Consider the following 8,675-nt stretch of genomic DNA (forward strand, 5'->3'; position numbering starts at 1 on the left):
CGGCTTAGCTTGTCGTACAGCGCGGTGATGGAAACCGGCAGCGCCGGACTGGCCTTGGCTGCCGCATGCACCGACGGGCGCAGCCCCACGGCGACCAGCGACATGATTTCCACCGTCGTCGAGAACAATAACTCCCGCGTGTACTGCGTTTCACGCTCTTGCTCGAACAATTCGTCGATCCAGGCCGGATCAAGGGCGCGTTGCAACCCCAGGCGCGCCATCACGCTGATCGGGCTGTGTTCGAGAAAGCGTTCCACTACTGCGTCCAGTACCACGCCATTGACTCCGGTTTCTGTTCGAGAACACGGAGGGTGCCCTAATTTTCGTCACCTTGAAAGGGGTGGGCATAAGACCGCGATACATGCGGCGGTCCATCGCCGCGCCCTTGTCATTTTCCCACCGCAATTCGATGTAGCGTTCCAGGGCCGCGACTGTCTTCGGGTGGCTCAAATAGATGCAGCGCTGGCGACATCCCTTCGTGATCGAGGCCCGCAAGGTCACCTCTTCGCGGATTTGGCCAGGCGGTTGAAGTACGTCAGCCACCTCGATCCGAGCGATCTCTGACACCCGCATGCCACAGGTGAATCCCAGCAACAGTATGAGCACATCACGCTCCGGGTGCCGGCTGGTGGCCTCCGTCACGCGGAGCAAATGGCGGATCTGGGAAGGCTTGAGGGTCTTGGCGCGCTTGATGTGCATGGTTTCTCCAATCTCGGAATACGCTCGATTTCGAGCTGCATTACGAGAGAGAAACGGCAAGCACTCCTTTCCATCATAAACCGGCTAGTTTCTTGGCGTCCTCGGAAAAATGCCTGTGCGGCGTGACGGCGCCGGCTCGGCCTGGTCGGGCGCGTAGCTTCAACCCACGCGGAAATGCTCGACCGACTGCCCCGCATTGACCGCCCGGTGCAGCCAGGCCGGCATCTCGCCCTGCCCGTCCCATTTCTGCCCTTCGGCGTTGCGGTAGATGCGCGTCGGCGCGGGTGCCGCCGGCGGCGCGTTCTCGGCAAAGCAGCCGGCTGCCTGCAGGTCGGTCAAGGTCAGGCCGTGCCTGGCCATCTGGACACGGATCCACACCGTGGCTGCGGCGCGCTCGATCTCAAGAGACATAGGTATAACGTTTTGGGAGTCGGAAAAGTGCAACGATTTGGGGGCGCACGATCATTCACTCTTGCCGGCATCCCACACCGCCTGCATCGCCTCCATGCGTCGCGCCGCCTCGGTGGTCACGTAGCGCGTGGTGGTATCGAGCGAGGCGTGTCCGGCAATCTGCTGCACCATCTTGAGCGGCGCCCCGGTGGCCAGCGCGTGGGAAATACGGGTGTGGAGGCTGCCAGTGCGTGCTGGCGGCGTGCAGCCGCTTGCCGCACCCGCCACCAAATGCTACCCGCCGCTGTTGCGGATCAGTTCGATGTCTGCCATATCGCGCGTAACCGCCGCCTGGGCCTTCTCCAGGTCGGTCGCCACCCAAACGCCAGYGACGATGCGCTCCGTTAACGAGTTGATGCCGGCCTCTTTTGTTCGGATCAAATCCTCTCTCCTGGGTATCCGAAACACGGTGGCTCCGAAACGTACCGGTTGGCTGGCGACATACATCTCATCGAAATCCATGTCGCCCACCGACGTGAGGATATCGATGTCGGGCGCCATCTCATTCGGGAGCGCCGCCCGCGTACCGGACTTGTGGAGCCGGTCCAGCAGACTTTCCGAACTCGCACCGGCTAGGCCACGTAGGACTGCGTGAACCTGGTTCGGTGTGAATCCAGTAGTGCTCATCCAAACATCCAAGTCATGTGTCGGTCTGAGAATACCAAGTCCCTGCATCGCCTTCCCGCCGATAACCACGTAGCGTGCGCCCGCTTGGTTCATGGCGAGAATGAAGCGGCGCTGCACCTTCGTCATGAGGCCAAGTCTGGTCAAGGGGGCATTCTTCATTGGGCCTTCCCTTCGTGGAAGAACCGCTTCATCGCCGCCATGCGCCGGGCATCCTCGGTAGTGATGTATCGGGTAGTTGTGTCGAGCGAAGCGTGGCCGGCGTTCTGCTGGACCATTTCCAGCGGCGCACCGGCCGCGAGCGCGTGGGAAATATGCGTGTGCCGCATCCAGTGGGTGCTGGCGGCGCGCAGGCGCGCCGCGCCGCGCGCATCCACCAGGTCCAGCTCGCTGGCGCAGGCCTGGAAGAAGCGCTTGATCTGCCGGTACAGCGTGGTGGCGGCCAGCGCGGCTTGCGCGCCGGCGCGATCGGCCTTGGCCCACGGCGCCCGCTCGGCCTGGTCGGTGGCGTGGCCCAGCAACGCGACGCCGCCCGCGATCCGGTTCGCCGCCGGGTCCGCGGCAAAGCCCCGCGCCACCAGGTACCGTCCCAGCGCCTCGATCGCCGCCTCCGGCACCGGCACCCGACGCGGCTTGTTGCCCTTGCCGAGCACGGTCAGCCACCAGCCCTCCTCCCGCGCCTTGGTGCCGCCGCCTTTGGCACCGGGCAGGCTCACCCATTCGAGGTCGTCGGTGGTGACCGACACCACCTCGGACAGGCGCAGACCGGTGGCGTACAGCAGCGGCAGCGCCACCTGCAGGCGTTGGTTGGCCGAGCTTGGCGGCAGCCGCGCGAGGCAGCCGGACACGAAGGCCCATTGCTCCTCGGTCAGGCTGCGGCCCGTGTCCATCTTCGGCTTGACGCTCTTTGGCACATGGATGCCCTGCCACGGGTTGCCGGCCAGGTAGTTCTTGTCGTTGAGGTAGCGGTAGAGATTGGTCAGTATCCGCACCGCCAGGGCTTGCGCCGCTAGCGACAGCGGCCCCTCGAAGGGGCGCCAGACCGGGCTCCAGCGCTCGCGCGAGCGCGGCGCGCACCAGTCCGCCGGGGGCGCCGCGAGGAAGTCACGGTAGGCCAGGCAATCGTCGGTGTCCATCGAGGACAACGGCTTGGCGCGCACCACGAGCGCCCACAGCAGGAAGCGCTCGGCTTCCCGGCGGTAGCCCCGCTGGGTGTGCGACAGGTAGTGCAGCCAGTCCAGCGGACCCGGCAGCGTGGCCAGGTCGCGGCGGCGCTCGCGCAGCCGTGCCACCTGCTCGGGCGGCAGGCCGGCCTTGGAGCGCAGCCAGGACAGCACCGCCTCATAGTCGTTGTGGGCGCCGATCAGGCAGCGCGCTTGCGGCAGGCGGTAGGCGCCGGCGCGGCCATCCAGCTCGGCCGGCAGGATCAGCTTGTCGAGGGGCACCAGCGCGCCCGCGCGGGATCCGCGCGGCACCACCGCCGCGAGCTCGTGCGCATAGCGCTGGCGGCGCGGCACCGCCACGTGGGCGCCGATGCCCTTGCCGAGCGTTTCGGCATGGGTGCGCAGGAAGGCCTCGACCGCGCGGGCCTTGCCGGCCCCGATCGCCGGCAGGCTGCGCGCCCAGCCGCTGCCCAGGCTGTTGATGCGGTCGATCAGGTCGGAGAGCGTGGCCACGCCCGCCGCCTCCAGCCGCGTGGCCAGAGTGTCGGCTAGCCACGCGCGGCAGGCGTCGCCGGCCAGCACCGGCTGCGCGTACTTGCCCTCCAGCCAGTCGACCGCATCCAGCTGCCGGCGCATTAGTGCGGCGCGCTTCGCCTCCCGCTCGAGCGCCCGGCCGAAGCGGGTGCGGTACGCCTCCTGCTGCTCGGCCTGGGAGAAGCCGTCGAGGCCGGCTTCGGCGGCGAAGTCTTCCAGCGACGGCAGGCCCTCGCCCGGGCGCCCGATCTGGCGGAAGTCGACCCGCACCAGCCGGGCCATGCCATAGCGCTCCGCGCGGCCGGCGGCGGCGGCCAGCTCGCCGCGCAGCCAGGCCGTGACACGGCGCACCTTGGGGTGACCAGCAAAGCTCCGTGCGGCGCGGTCCTGCGCCGGCAGTTCGTCGTCCACCCCGCCCGGGCCGCGGGCGGCAAGCTCGGCTTCCGCCTCGATCTCGCCCTCGTCCAGCAGGTAGCGTTCCCACATCGGACGGGCATGCAGGCCCTGGATGATGGCGCGCAGGAAGCCAAAGTGGCCGCGGTGCAGATGGCGTCGCGTGACCGTGCGCCGGCGGCGACGGGGCGCGGCGGCTGGCGGCGCCACAGTGACGGAATCGGTAGGCAACGAGGCAGCCGGGATGGTCGTGGTCATGGTGATGGTGCCGTCAAGTCGCCGCAGCCTGCCAGACCCAGCCGGTGCCTACCAAAAATAGCGGGGTGGCGCGGAGGAAGCCAGTCGCGAACGCCGCCACGCAGAGATTGGCCACCGCTCGATCGCGCGGCCACACCACCACTTCCGCACCGGCCACAGTCCCGGAGTGGTGCTTGGCATTGTGGGCACGGACAGGAAACGCGGGAAAGTCGGCATGTCCGGGATAGCGGCACGCGCGCGCGGGGTCCCGATAATAGAGGCTATCGCTGAAGGCGTGGTAATGGTGTCCCTGGATCAGCCAGACCACCTCGACGCCGGAAGCGTGGTAGCGCAGCGACCGGCGCTCGTACTCCTCCAGCGTCTGCGGCGACAGCTGCACCTCAAAGGCCACCTTCCGGCCCTCGCCCTCGGCCAGCACATCTGCTTCCCATGCCTCGCCCGAGGGCGAAGTCCCACCCTGCTCCGGCGCAGCCCGGTAGCCGGCCGCGCGCAGCCCCCGCACGAGCTCGGCCTTGATCTCCAGATGCATGGGCGACTCCGGCTGATAATTTGGATCGCGCCCGCCCGGCGGGTGCGCGAAGAACTGCAGCCCGCGAATGCTGCGTTTGAGCACCGCGGGCTGGCGGTTGCCCTTCATCACCAGCGTGCCGACGGGCAGGCGGCGCAGCGCAGCCCACGCGTCCGGCGAACAGGAAATGGAATCGATCGGCTCGCCGGTCAGCGTGTGGATAGCGGTCAAGGGCATGGTCGTGGCAGTCTTGGCGACGGAGGAAGGCAGCAGCGCGGCGCGATCTCAGCGCGACGCGCGCTTGGCGAACGCCTGCAGTTCCATGAGCCTGGCTTCCGAGAGCCGGACTTCGCAGCGCAGCCGGTCCGAGGGCGCCATGGTGCGTTTGGCCCCATCGTCGGCGTGCATGGCCCGGGCAAGGTCGGCCTCACTCTCGCATTGCGCCTGGCGGTAGGAGGTCCAGGCGGCCTGCGCGGACGCGAGCAGCTCGCGCCGGCGCGGGTCGGCCGCCTGGCGCAGCGCTGCCAATGCGTTGGCCTGCTGCTGATCTAGGTCACTGCGGGTTGTGGCGAGGCAAGCGGCATCGAAGCGCCACAGCGCGTCCGTCTGACAGTCCGGGACCGCGCTGGCGGCCAGCGCAATGGCCGGCGGCAAGACGGCGGCAATGGCCGCAACGGCGAATCGGGCGGGCAGGAAGCGCATGGTCGCGGGCTCCATAAGGTTGCGTGCGGTCGCGTGACCCGGACCGGGGCAGCCACCGCCCCGGCCAAGGTGGGTGACCAAGGTGGGCAAGGCCTAGCGGGCGATGTGCGCCATTGTAGCGCGAGACGCTTCCGGCGCAAGGGGTCATGCGTACCTTATTTTCGCAGTGCATGATTATTAAGGTAATCATGTACTGGTAAAACGTAAAAACAGATGTCGCCAGGCCCAAGCGCCGTTCGCACACCTGATCCCCTGTGGAAGTCCGACCGCCGATGTGGACGCGGCAGATCTGGCCCAACCGCCACCAGCGCCTTCACCCTGGCCGGGCGGCAGCCACGTGTTGCCCACCGAGGGACGGCTCGTGGCCAACGAACTGCCCGGGCCCGACGGGCGGAAGCGGTTCGGATCCCACCCTGGGTGCCGGGGTGTTTTCCGACGCCCTCCACCGACGCCCCCCTGGCACTCTGGGGTCGATGACGGCCCGCGTGCCGAGTGTCGAGCACAGCCACACCAGGATGGCGACGCGCCGATCGACGGGTGGGGCGTCCGGCGCGCCAACCTGCACCACATCTGCCGGCTATTCGACCTGCCAGCTGCCGAGGCAGCGCTCGCGGTGTCCGTTCTATGACGACTTCCGCGGCGACGCGGAGTCAGCATTGCAAGCTCAATATGGAGCGGGTCATCGAAGAACTTGAGGGGTGTCGCGTCGAGCTGGGATTGGGACCCTTACGGAGGCGTGACGTCGTCTGCACAGGCCGCTTACAGAGCGTCGTGCGACCGGACGGCACCCGATGGGAAGTGACGATGTATTGCCAGCACGAGGTGCTTTGGACGGTACTAATGGGTATCATCGCAACCGCGATGGACAGCACCCGAGTGTCTTGAAATGCCCCGGGGCGAGTCGGCCAGGAGAGGGTCCGGCTGCGGGGGCCAATGGCGTCGGCCTGATGGTGGCCCCGTCGAAGCTCGGGTCGGGTGAGCGGTGGCCAGCCCCGCCAAGCGGCTGCAGTGCCACCCCTCTCTAATCTGCACAACGGCAAAGCCGTTGCCGTCCCCATCCAGTTCGAGCTCGCTGACTATTCACTTGGTGGCCGGGCCTTCGTCGGCCGGGTCAGGCCGGCGGCGAGGCGAGGACGGCGACACAGGGAGGCCGCGTTTCCGCCGGCGTCCTGCGGTGGTGCAGCCTGGCCTGCCGAGCGGCGGGTTCGCCCCCAGCGCGACGGGGTAACCACGACGCCGAGGACTCGCCCAGAATCGGGGGACAACTCTGCCGACCTGGCTGGCCAGCCGCATCATGCGTCGGCTGGTCAGGTCCGCTTCGTCAAGGGATCAGGGGCAACCTCTGGCCTTAGAAGCACTAGCGAACCACGACCTCAGCGAGGCATACCGCATGGCTTCGACGATGTAGCCGCCCTCTTCGCTCTGGAGATTGTGATGAAGACGGCCCTAGAAAGCCAAAACCCCGCTTGCGCGGGGTTCTGACTCTAATTACGGAGGCACGTCCGGAATCCCGGACCACCCCCGTCTCATAGTGGATTATACCTGATTATCAAGTATCCGTTCAGGCATTTCTATGGTGAGTGTTGAGTGCCGTATCATGGCACCCACACGTCCCTCGTCGCCCTATCAATGCAGAATCACCTCACAGCGCCGCGCCTGGCCACGGTTCAACGCTTCTTCGACAGCCGGTCGAGCACCGATCTCATGGGCAGCTACAGCTGGTGTCAAGCGGTCGCTGCCGCCCTACTGCCCATTCTCGGTGACTTCGAGGTGTCGCTGCGCAATGCGTTGCATCGCAGCCTTTCTCAATTCTACGCCTCGACGGATTCCGCACCCTGGATGTTACCGATCTCCGGGCCCGTTCACGCCGGTGCGCCAGTCCCGAAAACGCCACATTCGATGTCTTCGATCGACAAGAAAGAAATCGAGAAGATCATTGACCGTCGGTCCAAGCGGGGGCGCGCCGTTGGCCACGACGACATTGTTGCCGCACTGTCGTTCGGTTTCTGGGAACAGCTTGTGAACGGCTTAGGTCGAGCAAGTCACCCCAACGGACTGCAGGCGAGAGCGCTGACACTGGCCTTTCCAGCTGCGCCGGCGGGAACGATCTACGCTTCTCAGCAGTTTCGCGAACGTATCGTCCGGCTGCTCCGGGCAGTGCGTGACGTCCGCAACCGGATCGGGCATCACGACGCGATCTGGGCCATCCCTGAATTCGATATGCAGGGCTATCCGGGCTTCATCCCCCGCCGGCCGCGCCACACGTTAATCAGCACCCGATTGTTCGCGTMGCGCATCGCCTGGCTGGCGTCCTGGATCGATCCTGCCGTCGGCAACCACATTCAACGCTCTGATCATTGGGATTGTCTGCAGCGGCTTCTGTCACGCCATGCGCTTGCCACATACCGCCGGCGCGGTGGCCGCGCCGGGAGCTACGACGCGGTGATCGAAGGCAGCGATACGCTCGGTCACATTGGTGCGTTCCATTTCTGAGCTGGCCCAGCCCAAGTTTGGAGCACGGAGTGTGTCGCTCAAAGCCAAGTTGTTCCGGCGATACGCGCCCTGGTGAGCGATACCCGCCCTTCCCTGCCAGCCGTTGATCGGCAGGACGTGCGTTGATCGAAACGGGCAGCCGGAGCCACATTCTATACGAATTTTCAGTATATAACTTTCCACATTTCCGGGCACAGTCCGGCGCATACATTGCTGTTGATAACGGCACCAAGCGGCTGCTGTGGAGCCTGCGATCTGTGCGTTCAAGGTTCTGCAGCCCCTGGCAAATTGGCGCTAGCTCGAGTACGGGCGAACTGACCGAGACTGCGGTCCAAGGCGGCTGTGCGGCTGGCGTTCATACCGTCCTCAGCCGGCCACGCAGGATCGTCCTAGCGGCTGCCAGGTGCTCGTCGATCGCCTTGCGAAGGGGCCTAGTGCGAGGATCCTGGAGGGTCCGTCGCCGGCAGCCGGCTCCATAGGGTGAGCATAACTTCCAGGTGTTCGAGGGCACGTGCCTGTGGCAGCGCGGAGGTCACGCCGTTGGCCCAGATCACCAAGGAGGCTTCGTCAACGCTCCAAGTTGCGCCATAGGCCCGACCCAACGTCATGCCGCGGAGAGCGTCAACCAGCGTGGCCAACCGCTTCATGATAAGAAACAGGCCCGATAGGCGCAGCTGCTTTTCCTGAATCAGYCAGGCCAGGTCCGCTGGAACGGTTTTGACTTGGATTTTCGTGAAACGAGCCGGCTCGGCCGGTCGTTTCTTCGTAGAAGACTGTTGGTGTGTGGGGTTACGTCTCTGATCGGCGCTAGGTCCTTGTCGGCGGGAAGCGTTGAAAGTGCGCTATCGCTC

General features: G+C 66.1%; 8 protein-coding genes and 1 pseudogene. 1 reads left to right on the forward strand and 8 read right to left on the reverse strand.

Going from position 1 to position 8,675, the window contains the following annotated elements; translation table 11 throughout:
- From AC1DN0_RS39230 to AC1DN0_RS39265, 8 genes and pseudogenes are all read right to left on the reverse strand, one after another.
- Positions 1 to 206 (reverse strand): annotated as a pseudogene (locus AC1DN0_RS39230) (IS4 family transposase); the annotation flags it as partial.
- Complete coding sequence (locus tag AC1DN0_RS39235; protein WP_477103187.1) at positions 190 to 699, reverse strand: tyrosine-type recombinase/integrase; 510 nt, start codon at positions 697 to 699, stop codon at positions 190 to 192. The pseudogene AC1DN0_RS39230 and the gene AC1DN0_RS39235, both read right to left, overlap by 17 nt.
- 159 nt (positions 700 to 858) lie before the next feature.
- Positions 859 to 1,110, reverse strand: a complete 252-nt coding sequence (locus tag AC1DN0_RS39240; protein WP_477103186.1) for an H-NS family nucleoid-associated regulatory protein — start codon at positions 1,108 to 1,110, stop codon at positions 859 to 861.
- A gap of 51 nt (positions 1,111 to 1,161) precedes the next feature.
- A complete protein-coding gene (locus AC1DN0_RS39245) occupies positions 1,162 to 1,377 on the reverse strand; it encodes a hypothetical protein (RefSeq protein ID WP_477103185.1) in 216 nt (71 codons plus the stop codon).
- A gap of 6 nt (positions 1,378 to 1,383) precedes the next feature.
- Positions 1,384 to 1,935, reverse strand: coding sequence for a hypothetical protein (locus AC1DN0_RS39250; protein ID WP_477146515.1), 552 nt, complete (start codon positions 1,933 to 1,935; stop codon positions 1,384 to 1,386).
- Entirely contained in the window at positions 1,932 to 4,121 is a 2,190-nt protein-coding gene (locus AC1DN0_RS39255; protein WP_477103183.1) for a phage integrase family protein, read from the reverse strand. Before AC1DN0_RS39255 ends, AC1DN0_RS39250 begins: the two co-directional genes overlap by 4 nt.
- Positions 4,122 to 4,134: 13 nt before the next feature.
- Positions 4,135 to 4,860 carry a competence protein CoiA family protein gene (locus AC1DN0_RS39260; protein WP_400094966.1) on the reverse strand — a complete coding sequence of 242 codons (726 nt, stop codon included), beginning with the start codon at positions 4,858 to 4,860 and terminating at the stop codon, positions 4,135 to 4,137.
- Positions 4,861 to 4,914: 54 nt separating this feature from the next.
- Positions 4,915 to 5,331, reverse strand: coding sequence for a lysozyme inhibitor LprI family protein (locus tag AC1DN0_RS39265; RefSeq protein WP_400094968.1), 417 nt, complete (start codon positions 5,329 to 5,331; stop codon positions 4,915 to 4,917).
- 1,629 nt (positions 5,332 to 6,960) lie between these two features.
- On the opposite strand from AC1DN0_RS39265, the gene AC1DN0_RS39270 reads away from it, so the two are divergent.
- On the forward strand, positions 6,961 to 7,824 hold the full coding sequence (locus AC1DN0_RS39270) for a hypothetical protein (protein WP_477146516.1): 864 nt from the start codon (positions 6,961 to 6,963) through the stop codon (positions 7,822 to 7,824).
- Positions 7,825 to 8,675: the final 851 nt, after the last annotated feature.

It is taken from the genome of Cupriavidus sp. 05N39 (assembly GCF_056397325.1).

What these genes read in the sequence shown, in the direction of transcription:
- AC1DN0_RS39235 (WP_477103187.1), bottom strand. Translation starts at nt 699, where the DNA reads ATGCACATCAAGCGCGCCAAGACCCTCAAGCCTTCCCAGATCCGCCAT.
- AC1DN0_RS39240 (WP_477103186.1), bottom strand. Translation starts at nt 1,110, where the DNA reads ATGTCTCTTGAGATCGAGCGCGCCGCAGCCACGGTGTGGATCCGTGTC.
- AC1DN0_RS39255 (WP_477103183.1), bottom strand. Translation starts at nt 4,121, where the DNA reads ATGACCACGACCATCCCGGCTGCCTCGTTGCCTACCGATTCCGTCACT.
- AC1DN0_RS39265 (WP_400094968.1), bottom strand. Translation starts at nt 5,331, where the DNA reads ATGCGCTTCCTGCCCGCCCGATTCGCCGTTGCGGCCATTGCCGCCGTC.